The organism is Candidatus Tisiphia endosymbiont of Stenodema calcarata, from assembly GCF_964030695.1.
GTDB lineage: Bacteria > Pseudomonadota > Alphaproteobacteria > Rickettsiales > Rickettsiaceae > Tisiphia.
The window spans coordinates 704,098-723,409 of the sequence record NZ_OZ034911.1 but is presented as its reverse complement, the minus strand read 5'-3'; the positions used below and the strand labels follow the sequence as shown (position 1 = coordinate 723,409).

The following is a 19,312-nucleotide window of genomic DNA, read 5'->3' as shown; positions in this document are numbered from 1 at the left end:
TAGAGAAATATTAAATTATTATAACAATGAATAAATATAATGAATCAAAAGAAAGAATAAATATAATTGTAGGTATGCGTTTAAAAAAGCGTCGTATAATGCTCGGCATGAGCCAACAAGAATTGAGTGAAGCTATTAATCTTAGTGTAAAACAGATACAAAAATATGAAAATGCTACTACCCCCATAGCTGGCAGTATATTGTATTTTTTTGCAAAAATATTAAATGTATCTATTGAATATTTTCTTGATATGACTAAAACTACTGAGGTATCAGAGGATTACCTATTTGGTAAGCAAGACAACAATAGTCTTGTAAATAATATTATTGCTGAAGATAAAGCAGAGTATTTAGTACCTTTAAAATACGATACAGAAAAAGAAGTATCTTATCTTGTGGAAGGATTTACCGAGATTCAAAATCCACATATTAGGCAGAAAATAGTTGAACTGATTAAGTCAATAGTAGCATCTCAAGGTAATCAAATATAAACCGTAGTAATTAACTAGCTTTACAAGTTGGTCAACTATCGAATTTGGGATAAGAATTGACTAATTCTTATCCCGAATTCGCGTAGCTAGGGTTATTTTTTTGCTTTACTAGCATCAATATCATAAAAACTCCTTGCTCTTTCAACTATCAGATCAAACTGTTCTTCATTGGGAGTTTGTGGTGTAGCTCCTTCAATAAATGTTCCACCAATAACCCCTACATCATCAGCACTACTGCTAGGTAAATGCTTTGGATGCATGTAAAAATACCAATTTACTGCTTGCCCAGAACTAGTTTTACCATTACCTAAATTAACTGAAATTAAATATTTCACATCTTCAGGATCTTGGTTTTTTAACATAATTAAATGTCCTTGGCCAGGAGTCATTGCATTATCATTATCAAGCTCTTTAGCACCAAGACCGGTACAATCTACTATATATTTAGTTTTAATTTCTGCAAAATTTTGAATTTTCTTTTTAATAAAAGGTACTTTCTTATTTTTTAAATAAGTTGTCAAACTTATCATCATTTTTGGTACATTGATCAGAATTCCGTCATCGTAAGCTACCATAACTCTTGTTGTACCATTACCAAAATCAAGTACTACATCTTTGGCTGGTTGCATTACCCCGGCAGTTACATAAGGTTCTAGATCTGATTCTTCCCTAGTTGGAAAGTAAGCTGGCATTATAACAGCTCCATCTATAAAATTACTCTGTTGTTTTTTAGCAATAGCAGAATAAACTTTATAAGCATTAACAGCTATTTTATTCATCATGGGTCTTGCATTTGGTGGATAATCCATGAAAGAAGGCTTAAGCAATCCACCAGCATTATTAGAAGCCAGTCCATCAAATTGGTCAGCAATAATAGTGATGTTACTATACCCCTTTTCAATCAGATCATAAGCACTCCATAACCCCATAACACCAGCTCCGATAATAGTAATGGGAGTATCAGGTTTTAAATCAGTAGCATATTCTGATTTTTGCAATAATTCATTAACATAAGCAATAGCTCCTGGTGCTAATGTCCAACCGCTACCACTATGACCATAATTATGGGCAATAACTTTATCACCTAGCTTAGTAACAGTCATATTTGGTATACCATGCCTTGTAGGGCGATAACATATAATTCTTTGACCAAGATTAACAGCTTCTAGTTTTAGTGGGACAATTTTTCGTATTTCAGGTTGAGCTTGTGGTTGAGCGTACACCGTTGGTAACATAAATATTAGAACCATAGCAAAAGATTTAACAGAATTAACCAATATGTTCCAATATTGATATAGAGTAGGAGGTAGTAACTTCAATAAGGTGGTAAACATATTTAACTCATTAATTAAAGTTGATTATTAACTATTAGCAACATCATACGCATTAGTCTATTATGTAAATAAATCTGATCTAAAGATATATTATTTTTATTAGCAATATGTGATAATTTCCTTTCAAACAGTAGTTGAATATATAAGATGTGTTTTAGTAAATAAAGACATAAAATTTTTGGAAGTGGCACTTGCTACTATTTCTAGGTTTGTTTCCTTTATTTCAGCTATTTTTTCTGCTACATATTTAACAAAGGCTGGCTCATTTTGTTTTCCACGCATTGGAACAGGAGCTAGGTAAGGAGAATCTGTTTCAATTAATAATCTATCTAGTGGAATATAACGTACTATATCCTGTAAACTAGCTGCATTTTTAAAAGTTACAATTCCAGCAACCGATATATACATACCAAGATCAAGCATTTTTTTTGCCAAATGTTCTGAGGAGGTAAAGCAATGAATAAGACCGGTAAATGGTGCATTTTGCATTTCACTGCTTAAAATATCAATGGTGTCTTCTTCTGCTTCTCTTGTATGTACTATAATTGGTAACCCGGTACTTTGAGATGCTTGTATATGCTGTTCAAAAGACCCAATCTGTTTATTTTTGTCGGATGTTTGGTAATAATAATCAAGACCAGTTTCACCAATACCAATAATTTTGGGGTGATTACAATATTCCATAATAGTTTCGTACGAGACAATTTCCTTGACTTCATTGGGATGAACACCGCATGAGGCAAATATATTGCCGTATTTTACGGTTATTTCTAAAATAACTGGTAATTCCTCAAGGGTAGTACAGATAGTCTGCATGTACTGAACACCATTATCCTTAGCCCGAGCTATTATTGCCGATAAATCTTCTTTTAACATGTTAAGGTGACAATGAGAGTCAATTAATATCATGAGCGTATCCAATTTTTTGAGACTATTCTATTAGCAATTATATTAGCAATTTTTTCTACTTCATTAAGTGGGACATAATTATACTGTTCAAGCTGAGTTACAGATTCGTCTAATATTCTCGCTATTCCTAATTCTACCAATTTTTGTATAAACGATAGATGTTTAGGTAATTTAAAATTATTAGGGCAAAATATGTAAAGAGGCTTGCCAGTGGAGGCTGCCTCACTACACATTGAAATCGAATCAGCAGTGGAAATTATGTAATCTGCCTGTGATAACATACCAAAATAAGGGTTAGGTTTAGTGTTTTCCTCTGTTGGATCGTAAATAATAGCAGAGGAAGATACATTGTTTTTAATAATTTCTTTTGCTGAATTGGGGGTGCGTCTACTAAAACTAATAAACAAGCTATATTCTTTGCTTTTTTGTATAAGATTAGATAATATTGTTACAATTTGACAAGCATTATCATCGGTAAAAGTATAATTTTTACTATTACCACCGATAATTACTGAGATAAATTTCCCAAGTTTTGGATAATTTTTACGTAATTCAATGCCACCATCCTGTATTTTTGCTTGGACATTGTTCAGAGCCCCAGTAATTCTCAATATACTCAAATCACTTGAGTACATATTTAGTTCTTCCTTACTAACTTTATCATGGTGTGGTAAAATAATTAGATCAAATTGCTTGAGCGGTAGGTTAGGGTGCATAATTTGAACAATTTTTATTCTACCATTAGACTTATGTTTTAAATAACTTGCTAAAGAAGCAGTTCTTCTCCCGGCAGAAATTATTAAGTCTGGGAATCCTTGCCTGTCTGTAATAGTTTCCCACGATTGTAATAGTTCCTTTTTTACATGGATAGGGCTGAATCGGAGTAAGAAATTTGGTAAATTACCCCAAAAATTATATTCAATAGGTTTTAATTCATAACCAAGCTTGATATTTTCTGCTAGAGCTATGGCTTGATTAACGTTACCTACGCAGCTGTCAGCTAGTACCCAAATTTTAGGTTTAGTAGTATCTATCATATTTTTTTCTATCTATATTATTATTCCTAGCTCAAGCCTTATTAATAGCCAGTTGACCATTAGTTGATTTTATGTTTATCGTATCACCGCTCATGATACTACTCGAAAGAATCATTTTGGCAAAATGATTCTGTAGTTCTCGTTGAATAACTCTCTTTAATGGTCTAGCACCAAACATTGAGTCATAGCCCTTATCAGCAAGGTAATTTATAGCTGATTCATCAAATTGCAATATAATATTTTGTTGCAAAAGAATTTTTTTCAGATTATCCAGTTGTATTTTAACAATATCATGTATGTTGGCACGACTTAGTTTATGGAATAGAATAATCTCATCTAGCCTATTTAAGAATTCAGGTTTAAATACGGCTCGTACATATTCCATTACTTGTTCTTTGATTTTATGTTGATCATCTTCTTCTCGTTGATTAATAAGTATTTCAGCTCCAAGGTTAGAAGTAAGAACAATAATGGTATTTTTAAAATCAACGGTTATCCCTTGACTATCGGTCAGTCGTCCTTCATCTAAAATCTGCAGCATGATGTTAAAAATATCTGAATGAGCCTTTTCTACTTCATCAAATAAAATAACTTGATAAGGTCTCCTACGCACTGCTTCTGTTAAAGTTCCTCCCTGTTCATAACCAACATATCCTGGAGGGGCTCCAATCAAACGTGATATCGAATGCTTTTCCATATATTCAGACATATCAACTCTGAGAATAGCGTTACGATCATTAAATAAAAAAAGTGCTAAAGCTTTGGTTAGTTCAGTTTTCCCAACACCAGTTGGGCCTAAGAATAAAAATGACCCAAGTGGTCTATTAATATCTTGCAAACCAGCACGAGATCGACGTACGGCATCGCTGATTCCTCTTATAGCTTCATCTTGACCGATCACTGACTTGCGAAGTTTATCTTCCATAGCTAGTAGTTTTTCACGTTCGCTTGATAGCATTGTATCAATCGGTATACCAGTAATTCTAGAGATGATTATAGCTATATCGTTTTCCGATACGACTTCTTTTGATAGTTTGTTATCTCCTCCTTCTATTGCTTGTTGTAGTTTCTTAGTCAAATCAGGAATAATACCATATTTTAGCTCACTAGCCCGTGCAAGATCGCTACTTCTTTCTGCTCGTTCAAGTTCTGCTTTAGCTTTTTCTAGCTCCTCTTTTAATTTTTGCTCAATATGTATTTTTGATTTTTCAGCTTGCCAGCTAGCACTCATATCATAAGAAAGAGATTCAAGTTTTTCTAATTCATCTGTTAAGAGGATAATTTTCTTTTTTGAATGTTCATCATTTTCTTTTTTTAGAGCTGCTAGTTCAATCTTTATTTGAATAATACGGCGATCAAGTTCATCCAATTCTTCCGGTTTAGTAGATAATTCTATTTTTAACCGACTACATGCTTCATCAATCAGGTCAATGGCTTTATCTGGTAAGTAACGATCAGTAATATATCTATTAGATAAAGTGCTGGCAGCAACTATAGCACTATCAGCAATTCTTACAGCATGATGTAATTCGTATTTGTCTTTAATACCACGTAAAATTGATATAGTATCTTCTACTGTTGGCTGGCTAACGTAAATTGGCAAAAACCTTCTAGCAATCGCTTGATTTCTCTCGATATATTCACGGTACTCATCTAGGGTGGTAGCACCAATACAATAGAGTTCCCCTCTAGCAAGCATGGGTTTTAGTAAATTTGATGCATCCATAGCTCCATCTGTTTTGCCAGTTCCTACTAAAAGATGTAGTTCGTCAATAAATAAAATGATTTCCCCACTAGATTCTTTAATCTCGTTTAATACCGCTTTTAGTCGTTCTTCAAATTCTCCGCGATATTTAGCTCCAGCAATTAAAGCTCCCATATCAAGTTCAATGATACGGCAATTTGCTAGCGTTTCCGGAATGTCTTGGCTAAAGATTCTTTGAGCTAACCCCTCTATTATGGCTGTTTTACCAACTCCTGGCTCTCCTATCAGCACTGGATTACTCTTCATTCTTCTTGATAAAACTTGTACGGTTCTTCTAATTTCCTCATCTCTGCCAATTATTGGATCAAGTTTACCAAGTTCTGCCAGCTCAGTAACATCTCTACCATATTTCTTTAGGGCATCGTAAGTACTTTCAGAAGATTCGCTATCTGCTTTCTTACCTTTTCTTAACTGCAGAATTGCGGCGTTTATTTTTTTACTAGTTATTGAATTATCCAATAAGATTTTACCAGCAGGTGTTTGGTCATACGATAATGCTTCAAAAACTCGCTCAATAGTGATAAAACTATCAGCATTATCCTTAGCAATATCTAGGGCTTTATTAAGTAGTTTTAAGCTTTCCGATGATAAATAAATTTGTCCTCCTCCCTCAATTTGTACTTTTGGGATTTTGTTTAATTCTATAGTTACAGCTTTATTTAAATTGTCTAAGCTACTACCCAAAATATTAATGAGATTAGTAATAATGCCGCTATCATCATTTAACAAACTCGCCAGTATATGTAATGGCAATAGTTGCTGATGATCATTTTTTGCTGCTAAGCTTTGGGCATTAGAGATGACAGATTTTGTATGTGTAGTAAATTTATTCATGTCCATTTCAATAACCTTATAAATTGTAAATTAGATCAAACTTTACTAGAATATATCATACTATTTGACCCCACTAAGTATTTTATATTAATATTTTATATAATTAATGATTAATAATAATACAAGGGGCTATAACCATAACTGTTGAAAGTTAGTAAATACAGCTTCCTTATACGTCTATTAGCGAGAAGGTCGTAAGGCCGACGAAGCAATCCAGTAACATCATTTATCTATTAGATTGTTTCCTAGATTGCTTCGCTTACGCTCGCTAATAGACGCTGTGGTATAGATATTTGTAAACTTTCAATAGTTGTGGGGCTATAACTAACCCGAAAATGTTTGAATCATGGTTTGAGTCATGAAAACGATGCTAAACTAGCACTTATTTTAACAGATTGACAAATATATTAAATTCAGATATCCTCTAGTCCTTAAATTCGAGTAAGCGAAGAAATCTTAAGGACTAGGTTTTAAGGACTGAAAAAGAGAGATTAGGCGTCAAAATTACGACATCCTTGCTTTTACGAAAGGGCGGCAGCTCGAATCTGTCATTGCCCGCTAATAATATAAATAATTAAATAAGTAGAATTATGACAAACTGTATTAAAAAATCATTATTTGTTACAGCTGGTCTTGCTGTAATGGGTTTGGGACTATTTTTGGGTAATCCTAGTAGAGTTGATGCTGCGGTTAAAGAGGGACAAAAATTTTCAGATTGGGTAGTTAACTGCACCACAGATGCTGAAAAAAAACAGGTCTGTTTTTTAAGTCAAGCAATTAACTCTACTAATAAAGATGGTAAACAACAAGTGTTAGCTGTGTATCAAATAGGTTATTTGGGTAGTGGTAAGGCAAAAAGTTTAAAAATGATACAAATAGTTCCTACTGATGTTTCTGTTGCTCCAGGTACGTCAATTATTAGTTCCCAAAAATTAGTTGCTCCAGGTAAGTACGTTACTTGTACAAAAGATTCTTGTCAGGCTGTTGTTGAAATATCAGATAAAGATCTTAAAGATATTTTATCAAAAGATGCTAATCCTATCGTGGGGATAATGAATTCAGCTGGTCAACAAGTAAATCTTCCACTCTCTACGAAAGGTCTTGAAGAAGGCTTGAAAGCGTTGAAGTAAATTAAGTTATAGCTAAACCGAAAAAATTTTAGCCTAAAACCGTCTATTAGCGAGTAGACCGTAGGTCGACGAAGCAATCCATATGACAAGCTTCATGGATTGCCACGCTCACATACGTTCGCTCGCTAATAGACATATATGTCTATTAGTTTAAAATGCATTTTTTCTTATATTAAAGCCAATTCGGGATAAAAATTAGTTACTTCTTATAGGTTATCCCAATGAGTATTTGTCCTAATAAATTATCTGAAACAGATAATGAAATATACCAAATTATTAATGCTGAAGAAAAGCGTCAGCATGATTTTATCGAATTGATTGCTTCTGAAAATTTTGTAAGCCCGGCAGTATTAGAAGCACAAGGGTCAGTTCTTACCAATAAATATGCTGAAGGATATTTTGGAAAACGCTATTATAATGGTTGTGACGAGGTTGATAAAGCTGAGATTTTGGCGATAGAACGAGTAAAAAAACTATTTAATTGTAACTATGCTAACGTTCAGCCTCATTCCGGCTCTCAGGCTAATCAGGCAGTATTTTTAGCCCTATTAAAACCACATGACACCATACTTGGTATGTCGCTAGATACAGGGGGACATTTGACTCATGGTGCTTCCCCTAACTTGTCTGGCAAATGGTTTAACTCTGTATCTTATTCGGTGAATAAAGAAACTTTCTTAATTGATTATTCACAAATAGAGCAAATGGCCGTGCAGCATAAGCCTAAATTGATTATAGCCGGCTATTCTGCTTACTCACGTCAATTAGATTTTAGCAAATTTAGGGAAATTGCTGATAGAGTAGGGGCATATTTGCTAGCAGACATTGCTCATATTGCCGGACTTGTTGCTACAGAGGAACATCCAAGCCCCTTACCTTATGCTCATGCTGTTACCTCTACTACTCATAAAACTCTGCGTGGTTCACGTGGTGGTATTATTCTTTCAAACGATGAGGAATTGGGCAAAAAGATAAATTCTGCTTTATTTCCTGGCATGCAAGGTGGACCGTTAATGCATATTGTTGCAGCAAAAGCAGTAGCGTTTTTGGAAAACTTACAACCAGATTATCATCTTTATATAAAACAGGTTATGAGTAATGCAAAAGCTCTTGCTAACAGTTTAATGGCAAGAGGCTATGATATTTTAACTAATGGCACTGATAATCATATAGTATTAGTGGACCTACGAAAATATGGTATAACTGGTAAGATGGCCGCAGATTCACTTGAAAGAGCCGGCATAACCTGTAATAAAAATGCTATACCATTTGATACAACTTCACCGTTCATTACTTCTGGTATTAGGCTTGGTACTCCAGCATGCACCACTAGAGGTTTCAAAGAAAAGGAGTTTATAGAAGTTGGCGAGATGATTTGCAACGTATTAGATGGGTTGAAAGCTACGCAAGATAATAGTGATTGTGAGCAAGAAACTCGCAAGCAAGTTAAAAAATTAGTAGATAATTTCCCGATTTATGTTTAAACATATTGTTTCCTAGATTGCTTCGCTTACGCTCGCAATGACGCTGTGGTATAGGTATTTGTAAACTTTCAACAGTTGTGGGATGACACCCTAAACTATTAAACCGATGCCTTACATCAAACTCAGGTTAGGTTAGCTATAACTCCCTTTCATTTCCTTAATTTTTGCAATAATCTTTTCTAGGATATTTGAAGGAGTAAGGCCAAAATATGAGTATAGCTCTTCAGAACAACTAGATAGACCAAATTGGTCGACTCCAAAAAACAGTCCGTTTTCTCCGATGATTCGATGCCAGCCGAAGCTACTTGCAGCTTCTATAGCCACTTTTAAGTTACCCCTAGATAAAATATTTTGGATATAGCTAGGTTTTTGTTTAAAAAATAGCTCAAAACATAATATTGATATGACCTCAGCTTTAAAACCATGGTTAGTTAGCAGCTCTTGTACTTTTAGAGCAATTGATAATTCAGAACCTGTGGCAAAGATAGCAACATCTACTTTTTCTTGATTATTCCCTAACAATATATACCCACCTTTAGAGCATAAATTTTGTAAACTGATGGGGCTAACTATTTGATTTTCCCTATGTTGAACTTTAGTAACTTGAGGGACAGCTTGTCTTGTTAAAGCAAGAACAGAAGGACCTTGTTTATTAGATAGTGCAATTCGCCAAGACTCGGCTGTTTCTATATAGTCTGCAGGACGTAGTACCATCATATTTGGTAAGCTTCGGAGGCCTGCTAGATGTTCAACTGGTTGGTGAGTAGGCCCGTCTTCTCCTACACCGATTGAATCATGAGTCATTATATAGATTACTTGTTGCTGCATAATAGCAGAAAGTCGCATACTTGGCTTCATATAATCAGAAAAGGCTAGAAAAGTAGCACCTACAGGCAAAAATCCTGATAATGACAGTCCGTTCATGATAGAACCCATAGCATTCTCACGAACACCATAATGGATGTAGTTACCACTAAAATCATCTTTACTGATTACTTTACTATGATTATTTTTGATATTATTGGATAATGATAAATCAGCTGATCCAAAAATAATTTTATCAGATAGTTTGCTTAATTCTTCTACAATTCTACCGGATGAACTACGGGTTGCTTCATCTTTTACCGGGATAGGGATATTATCAAGAAAAGAACAATCGATATTAGGTCTAGCAAAATATGCTTTTTGTTCTTGACTTATATCAACAAAGTTGTCCTGCCAATTATTATAACTTACTTGATTTCTTAGCCAAGCGATGCCCCATAGGTCTTTTAATTCTTTTGGCAGACCAAACTCTTCATCCTTAAAACCTAAATTTTCTTTTAGCAATTTAACTTCGTCTTTGCCAAGGGGCGAACCATGGGCTGCATTTGAATTTACTTTGTTAATAGAACCTTTGGCAATTAAAGTACGACAGGCAATGAAGTAGGGTTTATCAGAATTTTTTGCCCTAGTTAAGCTGGCATTAATTTGCTCAAAATCATGTCCATCAATAGATTCGGTAATCCAACCCATGGCAGTAAATTTAAGCAAATGGTCTTCAGATACGGTAAGGTTGGTAGAGCCATCGATGGAAATTTTATTATCATCAAATAAAACTATTAGGTTATTAAGGCATAAATGCCCAGCTAAAGAAGCAGCCTCGTAGCTTATACCTTCCATTAGGCATCCATCTCCAATTATACAGTAAATTTTATGGTCACTAAGATCTTTGCCCAATTTTTGTTGATATTTTTTTTGACCAATAGCCATACCCACTGAAGTAGCAAATCCCTGACCTAAAGGACCTGTAGTAGCCTCAATAGCTTCATATGCCCCATATTCTGGATGCCCAGGAGTTTTTGAATGTAATTTGCGAAATTGTTTTAAATCTTCTAAGTGAAAATTTTTATAATTTGTTAAATAATAAAAACTATAAAGTAACATAGAACCATGGCCAGCTGATAGAACTAGGCGATCACGGTCAAACCAAGTTGGATCATTAGGATTGAATTTAAGAAAATCAAACACTAAAACTGTCATCACATCTGCCATGCCAAGTACCATACCCGGATGCCCTGACTTAGCATGCTCTATGCTATCACTTGCTAAAATTCTAATACAGTCACTTAATTTGCAATATTCTTCTGAATATTTTGGTATTTTATTAAACTTCATTATGATAAATATCGCTTTTATGTTAAAAGATATATACTTTTCTAGTTTCAAGAATTGGAATATATTGATAAAAATTTTTTATGAATCTACATCAAAATAGATATTATGACAACAAAACTATTATCCGTTTTCTCGTGGTTTACTACTTTATTTCATCAATTACGGTTATCAATCAGTTCAATAAATTTTTACCAAGATGTTTATAGATCATATACAGGGTATGGAATTAAGTACATATTTACTGTATCTTTTATATCATCATTGATTTTTTGTCTTTTTATATTTAATTATTTGTTGGCTTTGACGGATTATTTTACTGAAAACCGCTCTACAAAAAGCACCACAACTATTGAATATATATTAAAACAGTTACCAGAAATCTATTATGATGGTAGTAAAATTTCAGTTGATCAAGATGAACCTATATATTTACTTGATGAAAATGGTAATAAAATTGCTGTTATAGACTCAAAGAATCAACTACCTTATAGCGAGAAAATTAAAGTTCCTCTCCTCTTTAGTAGCAATAATATAACCCTTACTACGATTGAAATAACTGATAAAAAAAAGAGTGCATTTAGTATTGGATATTCTAAATTATTTACTTCTGATCGAAAAATTTTAACTGAAGAAGTCATTAAAAAGCATTTCTCCGAGATACTTACACAAGCACCGAAGGTATTTATTTACATTTTAATGCCAATAATGATAGTCTATCGTTTTATAATGATTTTATTCGAAAAAATCTTTATTATCATATTAGTATATCTGTTAACTAATTATTTTGGGCCTAAATCCTCTTGGCAAACATGCACTAGGATAGTATTATTTTCAAGTGGAGTGACTATTTTATTACAACCTATTATTGTTATATTTTTACCAGCATTGAGTAGCATGCTATTTTTTATACAAATGTTTGCCTATTTTTTACTCTTTTTGGGGATGTTGCAAATACGAAGTAAATAGGGCTAGGTGATGCACACAAAATTCTTCAACGTCATTGCGAGGAGGCATGAGCCGACGAAGCAATCCACAAAAAATATAATAAGTAATTTGGATTGCCGCGTCGCCACTAAAGTGGCTCCTCGCAATGACGTTTGTTGAACTTTTGACAGTTGTGCCTTGCAATGGACGAAAAAGAATTTTTAACTTTGTATTGTATATACTTGTTTATACAGTAACAATATTAATGATATTATGCAAACTCAAATCCAAAAATGGGGAAATAGCTTGGGAATTAGAATTCCTAAACATCTAGCTGATAAGTTACATTTTCAACAAGGTACATTTGTTAATTTAGAAACAGCTGATAACTATTTGATTATCAGTACAGAAACATCAGAATTAGATATATTATTGGATAATATTACAGATTCTAACTGTCATCATGAAATATTAAATGATGACATGGTGATAGTAAATTGCTTATTCTTCAAACTGTTCTATAATATATATTATGGAAAATAAAACTTTAGGTTTAATCTGAATAATTATTAATTCTTATCTTTCTTATAGCTTTTTATAAAGAAGCATTGCATCACCATAACTAAAAAACCGCATTTTTTTATCTATAGCATATTTGTAGATATCAGTTATTTCCTGATAACCCGCGAAGGCACAAACTAACATGAATAATGTGGATTTTGGCAAATGGAAATTGGTAACTAACATATCAACAATTTGAAATTTAAATCCTGGTCTAATAAAAATGGTTGTTTCAAATTCTCCGTCTTGTATTTGTCCATGTCCATCAATGCTACTGCTTTCTAACGCCCGTAAGGACGTCGTTCCTACGGCTATTATCCGTCGGCTTTCTTTTTTTGCCTTATTAATGATATCTGCAGTTTTTTTATCTATATGATAATATTCTGAATGCATTTTATGTTGATCAATATCCTCAGTTTTAACTGGTAGGAACGTCCCTGCCCCAACATGCAAAGTAATAAAAGCAGTTTCAATATTTTTTGCTTTAATTAATGCAAGTAATTCATCAGAAAAATGTAGCCCTGCAGTTGGAGAGGCTACTGCTCCAAGTTTTTTACTATAGACTGTTTGATATCTATTATTATCTTCTAGTAAATTTTCCTGCCTCTTTATATAAGGAGGTAGCGGGATTTCACCGTATTTTTCTAAAAATTCAAAAACTGAGAGATTATCTAGAAAAAATTCGACCTCAACCTGCCCCATTACAAGTTTTTTACTTATAATAATCTTATTACAACCAAAATCAAATTGATCTCCTTCATTAAGTCTTTTTGAAGGCTTGGCAAAACCATGCCAACAATTATTATTTATTGGCTTATTTAGGTATAAATCGATCTTTTTTCCATCTTTATTCAATAGCAATTTGGCTTTAATAACTTTACTATCATTAAACACCATTAAATCACCAGGGCATAGATAGTCAATTATATCATAAAACTTGCTCTGCACTAAGTCTTTATTTGGTGCTACTGCCAACAAATTAGACTCATCTCGTTTTTTTTCTGGTTTCTGAGCTATTAATTCAGTCGGTAAGGTAAAATCAAAATCAGATAATTTCATTGTACCTCTCATATAAATTTGGGGGCGATTATGTTTTAATATAATCTGCTCGTCAATGATTATTTCACAAATCCCTTGTGTTACTGTAATATTAGCTAGACAATTATAGGTTTCTTTTCTACTATTCTATACCAATTATTGTATTTTAACCTATTAAAACAGGTTCTATGTGCTTATCTAAGGTTAAAATACTTATAGCAAAGATGCTATTTGTAATATCTGCATTGGGAACTGTAATTATTCCACCAATTACGGTATATGGAACTGGTGATTCATCTAGGCATAAGGCTGTAGAACTTTTTAATACTCCATTGGTTATTAATGAAAAACGAACATTTGAACAGTTTAAAAAACAGTTGGGTGTTAACCGACCCAACTCTTACCTAACTAAGGTGGCTAATTTTTTTAACCGTAAAAAAACACAAGGGCAAAATGAATTCCCACTAGAAGAGCTGAATGTTGAATTTATTTCCTCTGAATTTTATGATGATATAGCCCCTGATGAACCTTATGTGGATATAGAAAAAACAAAAAAAAATCAGGAGGATACAACCGATGGACAACAACCAATAGTGCCAGTAGCTAATATACCACAACAAGCAGGATTAGAAGGAGTTGGAGCAGGACATAATCCTGCCCCACTTCTATTTCCTAATAATGTACAACAACAAAGAGAAGATGGAGACGAAGTTAGAAGACCACCAATACACGTATATGTACCACAAGATCATCAAGAACAACAAGATCATTTGCAAGTAGATATAGAAGAACATGCACCGCCAGCAAGGAGAGATGGAGCTGTTGTAGCACCACCAGCAGGAAGAGAAGTAGCACCGCCAGCAGGAGGAGCAGCAGCCCCGCCAGCAGGAAGAGAAGTAGCACCGCCAGCAGGAGGAGCAGCAGCACCACCAGCAGGAGGAGCAGCAGCGCCGCCAGCAGGAGGAGCAGCAGCACCGCCAGCAGGAAGAGCAGCAGCACCGCCAGCAGGAGGAGAAGTAGTACCGCCAGCAGGAGGAGCAGCAGCACCACCAGCAGGAAGAGAAGTAGCACCACCAGCAGGAGGAGCAGCAGCGCCGCCAGCAGGAGGAGCAGTAGCACCACCAGCAGGAGGAGCAGTAGCACCGCCAGCAGGAGGAGCAGTAGCACCGCCAGCAGGAGGAGCAGCAGCCCCGCCAGCAGCAAGAGAAGTAGCACCGCCAGCAGGAAGAGAAGCAGCACCACCAGCAGGAGGAGCAGCAGCGCTGCCAGCAGGAAGAGCAGCAGCACCGCCAGCAGGAGGAGAAGTAGTACCGCCAGCAGGAGGAGCAGCAGCACCACCAGCAGGAAGAGAAGTAGCACCACCAGCAGGAGGAGCAGCAGCGCCGCCAGCAGGAGGAGCAGTAGCACCACCAGCAGGAGGAGCAGTAGCACCGCCAGCAGGAGGAGCAGCAGCCCCGCCAGCAGGAGGAGCAGCAGCCCCGCCAGCAGGAAGAGAAGTAGCACCGCCAGCAGGAGGAGCAGCAGCGCCGCCAGCAGGAAGAGCAGCAGCACCACCAGCAGGAAGAGAAGTAGCACCACCAGCAGGAAGAGAAGTAGCACCACCAGCAGGAGGAGCAGTAGCACCGCCAGCAGGACCTACATCGCCAGCAGAAGCTATAGTGCCACAAGAAAAAGTTGCACAGATAGCAAGGGTAACAGTGGCATTAGCGGAAGAATTATTACAAAAACAAAAAGAAACAGTGAGAAATATTGCCTTAGCACTGAATGAAATAATTATCTTGTCTCATGAATTCGCAAACTCATCTATTGATTTAAGATTAAGCGATTTAAAACATCTAAACAATCTTTCTCCACCCGCTGCTGATGATGAAGATGATATTGTTCCTAAAAATGTGTGGGTTAGTGGTACGATAGGTATAACCAAATATAATAGGAAATGCTTGTTAAGTAGCTATACTGGCAGAACTAGTGCTGCAACTATTGGAGGCGATTTAGAGTTACCTAATGGCAGCATTATTGGAGGAGCTTATAACTATGTTCTCTCTAATTTTAAATACAAGAATCGTACTGAGAAATTTACTGCCCACACCCACGTAATATTTATGTATGGTCAAACTAACTTGTCTGAGAAACTAATATTACAAGGATTCCTTTCCCTTGCTTCGGGTAATGTTTCTGCAAAATTACCAGTACAAAACCAGCTAGCTAAAGCTAAATTTGCTAATAGCTCATATAGTAGCAAGCTAGTAGTTGCTTACAAATCAAAGGTTGGTAAAGCTTTAATTATCCCCCATATTGGGCTTAAATATGGGGGGCAGGATATTGCTGGATATGAGGCAAGCTTTGAAAGACAAAGTCTATCGGTAGCTGCTACTAACAGCCGAAGATCTTCGGGGCTTATAGGATTTGAAGTAATTATGCCAATGAAGATTAGTGATACTACCCAAGTGATTCCTAGATTGCATATGGAAGTCGAAAAGTTTTTGCATAATAAGCAGCAGAAGCTTCATATGCAGGTCATGTCATATCCATCTAGCAGCAGAGAGGAAATATTGCTGCTTGAAAAACCTACTAAATACAACTACAAAATTGGCGGAACTATCACTATAAAACGTGGAGCAACAGAAATCATGGCAGTATATAACTATTTAGCATCTAATAATAAATATTCAAGCCATCAAGGTTCACTTAAATTAAAATTATCGTTTTAGGCTCAACTATTAAACCAAACTCAGATTATATATTATCATTCGAGTATATCCACATCCACCTCTTCCTCAGGGCTATCAGCAATCAATGCGGTAGAAACTACTTTTTCTCCTTGTTCGGTTTTGAATAATATTACACCACTAGTATTACGACCAGTTATACGTACAGATTCAAGTTTACACCTAATTAGTTTGCCATTATTAGTAATTAACATCAACTCATCAGACATATCAACCGGCATTACTCCAACAACTAATCCAGTTTTGTCAGACACATCCATATTAACAATACCGCTACCACCACGGTTAGTAATCCTATATTCGTATGCGGAACTTCTTTTTCCGAAACCATTTTCACTAACAGTAAGAATAAATTCTTCTGAAATAGCCATTTCTAAAATCTGCTCTTTACTTAAATGCACACCAAATTCTTCCGGGGTAAATTCCTTGCCACCTGCTATTAACAACCTATTCTCTATAGGAATTGATAGATAGGCTTCTCTTTCATCCATTGTACATGCTATGCCTTTTAATATTGTCATAGAAATAACGTAGTCACTAGCAGCAATCCTCATACCTCTTACACCATCAGAAGTACGGCTTTTAAATACCCTAACTGAACTAGCTGGGAATCTTACAGCTTTACCAGCTTTGGTTGCCAATAAAACATGGTCTTCATCCTTACAAACTTTAACATCTATTAAATGGTCATTATCATCAAGCCTAATAGCAATTTTACCATTTGATTGAATACGTTTAAAGTCTGATAAATCATTCCTTCTAATGTTACCTTGGCTTGTAGCAAAAATAATATTCAAACTATCCCACTCATCCTGATTTTCAGGCAAGGGCATAATATTATTTATATGTTCTCCTTCTTTTAAAGGTAAAATGTTGACTATTGGTCTTCCTTTACTTTGAGGATTACCAAGTGGCAGTTTATATAATTTTAAGCTGTATACCTGCCCGGTATTTGAGAAAAACAACATCGGTGTGTGAGTACTGCCAACAAATATTTGAGTGGTAATATCTTCGTCCCTCATTGACAGCCCTGACCTCCCCTTTCCTCCTCGTTTCTGTGCTCTATAGGTAGCAAGAGGTACACGTTTAATATAACCGCCCAATGTCACGGTCACAACCATTTCTTCTCTTTGGATAAGATCCTCAATATCTTGATCAAAGTCACCTAATTCAATGCTAGTAAGCCGGGGGGTAGCGAATTCATCTTTGATTCTAATTAACTCATTTTTTAGGATATCTAGAAGTTTCTCACGTGATGCTAGAATGTCAGTATAACCGCTAATCTCCGTAGCTAGTTCTGCAAGATCATTTTCTAATTTATTTTTCTCCATAGCAGTTAAACGTTGCAATCGCATTTCAAGAATTGCTTTTGTTTGTGTTTCAGTAAAATAACATTTACCATCATCTGCTATCATTGCCCTATCATCAACAAGTTTTACTAGGTCTATTATAGATGACGCATCCCAAGTTCTTTGCATTAGTTGCTCTTTAGCACTTGCCGGATCATTTGAAGATTTAATTATTCTAATAACCTCATCAATATTACTAACAGCAATCATTAGTCCCAATAAAATATGCGCCTTATCACGAGCCTTATTTAACAAATATATCGTCCTGCGAGTTATTACTATTTCTCTAAAATTGACAAAAGCAGCTATCACTTCTTTTAAGTTCATAACTTCTGGTAGCCCATCTCTTAGAGCTAACATAATCACACCAAAACTAGTTTGTAGCTGGGTATAGGAATATATTTGATTCAGCACCACTTCTGTTACAGCATCTTTCTTTATTTCAATTACTACTCGAATACCATCCTTATTTGATTCATCTCTAAGATCACTGATACCTTCAATACGTTTTTCCTTGACTAGTTCGGCAATTTTTTCAACCAATTTAGCTTTATTAACCATATATGGTATTTCTGTAATAATAATAGCCTGTCTATTATTAGCAATCTCTTCAATTTCGCTGCGTCCTCTAGTTAGAATACTTCCCCTACCCGTTAAATAAGCTGACCTAATACCGCTTGTACCAAGTACTATACCAGCAGTAGGAAAGTCAGGTCCTTTAACTACTGACATAAGTTCTAATATCTCTACATCGTTATTATCAACATATAGGCAGCAAGCATCAATTATTTCTCCAAGATTATGAGGAGGAATATTGGTAGCCATGCCAACAGCAATACCATTAGTTCCGTTTACCAAGAGATTGGGAAACATTGATGGTAGTACCAATGGTTCTTTTTCAGAACCATCATAATTTGGCGTAAAATCAATGGTTTCTTTATCAATATCTTCCAGCAATGTATGAGCAACTTTAGCAAGTCTTGACTCTGTATACCTCATAGCAGCGGCAGCATCACCATCTCTTGAACCAAAATTACCCTGCCCATCAACGAGCAGTACTCTTAAAGAAAAGTCCTGTGCCAACCTTACTAATGAGTCATAAATTGCAGCATCACTATGCGGATGGTATTTACCCATCACATCACCGACAGTTCTTGCTGACTTACGATAAGGTTTGTTAAAGTAATTAGATGCTTCATACATTGCATAAAGGATTCTGCGATGCACTGGCTTTAGACCATCACGTACATCTGGAATGGCTCTACTGACGATTACACTCATCGCGTAATCTAAGTACGATCCCTTCATTTCATCTTCAATGTTAACAGATATTGAGTTTTGACGATCTAAATTAGTCACAGTTAGAACCTACATTTATTAATTAGAATAGTTTAAGTATATTACATATTCGGAAAAAAATCTATTGCTGAATGAGCGTAGACTAGCTGGAAAAGCTATTTTTTTCCAAGTGTAGCTATAACCCGAAGAACAGATTCCCCAGTTGAGGGAAAAAAAGGAATTAAATAGATAGGGACAAGTTTAAAAGCTCGAGACGTCATTGCGAGGAGTT

Annotated in this window: 14 protein-coding genes; 6 read left to right on the top strand and 8 right to left on the bottom strand. The window is 35.4% G+C overall.

Going from position 1 to position 19,312, the window contains the following annotated elements:
* Window positions 1–26: 26 nt before the first annotated feature.
* The gene (locus tag ACQH1W_RS03325) at window positions 27–491 is read left to right on the top strand and encodes a helix-turn-helix domain-containing protein (protein ID WP_375333034.1); all 465 of its coding nucleotides are present in this window, start codon (window positions 27–29) and stop codon (window positions 489–491) included.
* Between the two features lie 92 nt (window positions 492–583).
* Here ACQH1W_RS03325 and ACQH1W_RS03320 read toward each other — a convergent pair whose 3' ends face one another.
* The 4 genes from ACQH1W_RS03320 to clpB all read right to left on the bottom strand — a co-directional run bounded on the left by ACQH1W_RS03320 (window position 584) and on the right by clpB (window position 6,376).
* Entirely contained in the window at window positions 584–1,825 is a 1,242-nt protein-coding gene (locus tag ACQH1W_RS03320; RefSeq protein ID WP_425361182.1) for an FAD-dependent oxidoreductase, read from the bottom strand.
* A gap of 123 nt (window positions 1,826–1,948) precedes the next feature.
* Entirely contained in the window at window positions 1,949–2,731 is a 783-nt protein-coding gene (locus ACQH1W_RS03315; protein ID WP_375333209.1) for a TatD family hydrolase, read from the bottom strand.
* On the bottom strand, window positions 2,731–3,771 hold the full coding sequence (locus ACQH1W_RS03310) for a mitochondrial fission ELM1 family protein (RefSeq protein WP_375333036.1): 1,041 nt from the start codon (window positions 3,769–3,771) through the stop codon (window positions 2,731–2,733). Before ACQH1W_RS03310 ends, ACQH1W_RS03315 begins: the two co-directional genes overlap by 1 nt.
* A 31-nt stretch (window positions 3,772–3,802) precedes the next feature.
* The gene (gene clpB / locus ACQH1W_RS03305) at window positions 3,803–6,376 is read right to left on the bottom strand and encodes an ATP-dependent chaperone ClpB (RefSeq protein ID WP_375333037.1); all 2,574 of its coding nucleotides are present in this window, start codon (window positions 6,374–6,376) and stop codon (window positions 3,803–3,805) included.
* 584 nt (window positions 6,377–6,960) lie between these two features.
* On the opposite strand from clpB, the gene ACQH1W_RS03300 reads away from it, so the two are divergent.
* Both ACQH1W_RS03300 and glyA read left to right on the top strand, forming a co-directional pair.
* Window positions 6,961–7,500 (top strand): invasion associated locus B family protein, encoded by a 540-nt coding sequence (locus tag ACQH1W_RS03300; protein ID WP_341762265.1) that lies wholly within the window; start codon window positions 6,961–6,963, stop codon window positions 7,498–7,500.
* Window positions 7,501–7,721: 221 nt separating this feature from the next.
* Window positions 7,722–8,984, top strand: a complete 1,263-nt coding sequence (glyA, locus tag ACQH1W_RS03295) for a serine hydroxymethyltransferase (RefSeq protein WP_425361181.1) — start codon at window positions 7,722–7,724, stop codon at window positions 8,982–8,984.
* A 132-nt stretch (window positions 8,985–9,116) separates the two neighbouring features.
* Here the strand turns inward: glyA and tkt are convergent, their stop codons facing one another.
* Window positions 9,117–11,141, bottom strand: coding sequence for a transketolase (tkt, locus tag ACQH1W_RS03290; protein ID WP_375333038.1), 2,025 nt, complete (start codon window positions 11,139–11,141; stop codon window positions 9,117–9,119).
* A 105-nt stretch (window positions 11,142–11,246) separates the two neighbouring features.
* Here tkt and ACQH1W_RS03285 point away from each other — a divergent pair, with 105 nt between their 5' ends.
* Together ACQH1W_RS03285 and ACQH1W_RS03280 are read left to right on the top strand one after the other, a co-directional pair.
* Window positions 11,247–12,107 carry a DUF1189 family protein gene (locus ACQH1W_RS03285; RefSeq protein WP_375333039.1) on the top strand — a complete coding sequence of 287 codons (861 nt, stop codon included), beginning with the start codon at window positions 11,247–11,249 and terminating at the stop codon, window positions 12,105–12,107.
* Between the two features lie 231 nt (window positions 12,108–12,338).
* Window positions 12,339–12,608, top strand: a complete 270-nt coding sequence (locus ACQH1W_RS03280; protein ID WP_425361180.1) for an AbrB/MazE/SpoVT family DNA-binding domain-containing protein — start codon at window positions 12,339–12,341, stop codon at window positions 12,606–12,608.
* A 42-nt stretch (window positions 12,609–12,650) separates the two neighbouring features.
* On the opposite strand, the gene queA is transcribed toward ACQH1W_RS03280, so the two are convergent.
* Both queA and ACQH1W_RS03270 read right to left on the bottom strand, forming a co-directional pair.
* The gene (gene queA / locus ACQH1W_RS03275; RefSeq protein ID WP_425361179.1) at window positions 12,651–13,685 is read right to left on the bottom strand and encodes a tRNA preQ1(34) S-adenosylmethionine ribosyltransferase-isomerase QueA; all 1,035 of its coding nucleotides are present in this window, start codon (window positions 13,683–13,685) and stop codon (window positions 12,651–12,653) included.
* 690 nt (window positions 13,686–14,375) lie between these two features.
* Window positions 14,376–15,287 carry a hypothetical protein gene (locus ACQH1W_RS03270; protein ID WP_425361178.1) on the bottom strand — a complete coding sequence of 304 codons (912 nt, stop codon included), beginning with the start codon at window positions 15,285–15,287 and terminating at the stop codon, window positions 14,376–14,378.
* Window positions 15,288–15,322: 35 nt separating this feature from the next.
* Between ACQH1W_RS03270 and ACQH1W_RS03265 the strand changes: the two genes are divergently transcribed.
* The gene (locus tag ACQH1W_RS03265) at window positions 15,323–16,375 is read left to right on the top strand and encodes an autotransporter outer membrane beta-barrel domain-containing protein (protein WP_425361177.1); all 1,053 of its coding nucleotides are present in this window, start codon (window positions 15,323–15,325) and stop codon (window positions 16,373–16,375) included.
* Window positions 16,376–16,410: 35 nt separating this feature from the next.
* Here ACQH1W_RS03265 and gyrA read toward each other — a convergent pair whose 3' ends face one another.
* Window positions 16,411–19,050: a DNA topoisomerase (ATP-hydrolyzing) subunit A gene (gyrA, locus tag ACQH1W_RS03260; protein ID WP_425361197.1), complete on the bottom strand. Its 2,640-nt coding sequence runs from the start codon at window positions 19,048–19,050 to the stop codon at window positions 16,411–16,413.
* Between the last annotated feature and the right edge of the window lie 262 nt (window positions 19,051–19,312).